2 protein-coding genes are annotated in these 1,494 nt (G+C 68.4%); one reads left to right on the forward strand and one right to left on the reverse strand.

Features of this window, described 5'->3' with window-relative positions:
* Positions 1–7: 7 nt before the first annotated feature.
* Positions 8–673 carry a ScbR family autoregulator-binding transcription factor gene (locus ACFCV8_RS36010; protein ID WP_376689774.1) on the reverse strand — a complete coding sequence of 222 codons (666 nt, stop codon included), beginning with the start codon at positions 671–673 and terminating at the stop codon, positions 8–10.
* A 609-nt stretch (positions 674–1,282) separates the two neighbouring features.
* Here ACFCV8_RS36010 and ACFCV8_RS36015 point away from each other — a divergent pair.
* Positions 1,283–1,494: carboxyl transferase domain-containing protein (locus tag ACFCV8_RS36015; RefSeq protein WP_376689775.1), on the forward strand; the 212-nt coding region annotated here is incomplete at its 3' end.

Raw genomic sequence — 1,494 nt, forward strand, 5'->3', positions numbered from 1 at the left:
CCGGATCTCAGCCGACCGGCGACAGTTCCCCGGCGGCGGGCCTGTCCACGACCCCGGCGACCGCCTCGCCCCGCTCCGGGCCGAATTCCACCGTGGCCAGGACGGACGGGTGTGTCACGCTCGGGAGCACATGGCGTAACAGCGCAGAGGTCCGGACCAGCAGGTCTCCGTGCTCGGACATGGCCTGGGACATGGCCTGCACACCGGCGAAGGCCCCCACCAGAACGTCCGCCGTCTCCTCGACCGTGATCTGCGGGAGCAGCTCCCCCTGCACCCGGGCCTCCGCGAGCAGGCCCTCGAGGGACTTGGACCAGCCCGCGAACGCCCTGGTCCGATCAAGACCATGGGCCTGTGTGTCGAGCGACAGCCGGACGCCGGCCCGCACCATCGGGTCGCTCTGCAGCCGGTAGGCGTGCAACATCACCGTGTCGATGAGCTGTTGGATCTTGCAGACCTGGTCATGAACGGATTCCCGACCGTCCTGTTCGGACAGAACCCCCTGGGCCAGGGCCTCCTTGGAGGGGAAATGGAAGTACAGGGCCCCCTTGGTGACACCGGCCTTCTTCAGGATCTCGTTGATCGTCGCGGACGGGAAGCCTCGCTCCTCGAAGACCTCGGCCGCCGCGGAAAGGATCAACCTTCGGGTGCGGATAGCTCGATCTTGCTTTGCCATGAAGATCTCTCTCGTGGCTGCGGCCAATAAAAACCGTCCAGTATGTATCTTACTGCATGGTCACGTGTCCAGAGGCTTCCCGGAGGACACGTTCTGTCAGGCATCCGTTCCCGGGAGGGGAAGTGATGGCCCCGGCGGGACGAGATCCGCAGCGAGCGGCACGCCGTCCCCGCCCACCGGCCACCCCGCGCCGGCTCTCCGCAGGTGGGCCCAGGAGCACCGGGTCCCTCTGCCGTCATGGGCGGCAGCAGCTCCGGCATGCGACAAGAGGCCCGGGGGTCTCCGGTTCACCCGCGAAGGCCGAGGGGCCCCGACTCCGTGCGGTTCCACCGGATCTCAGGCGGCGCCCTAACGCTTCTCCAGCCGTCCGGCGCACCTTCGTTCCCAGAGGACCGAGGAGGGCGCGAACCGGATGCGTACGGGTCGCGGCCGCGAGGCGCTTGCCGACAGGAAGGCCTGCGTCGTCCTGTTCGGCCCCCGGAGGGCGGCGCCGGCCAGATGCATTGGGCCGCACCCATCTAGAAACCGCGCGCGCGGTTTGTTACCCTCTGTGGCCCTGGGCTCGACCTCTTTGACCTGGCCGCAGAAAGGGACTGGAGCGATATGGCGATGGTGACTGCCCCGCCACCGGCACCGCAGCCCAACGGAGCCCATGGACGCACGGCCGAGCTGCACGCGATCCATGAGCAGGCGTTGCGCGGGCCGAGCGAGAAGGCGACGGAGGCCCAGCACGCGAAGGGCAAGCTGACGGCGCGTGAACGGATCGGACTCCTCCTGGACGAGGGGTCGTTCAGCGAGGTCGAGCAGTTGCGTCGGCACCG

The organism is Streptomyces sp. NPDC056347 (assembly GCF_042262625.1).
GTDB lineage: Bacteria > Actinomycetota > Actinomycetes > Streptomycetales > Streptomycetaceae > Streptomyces.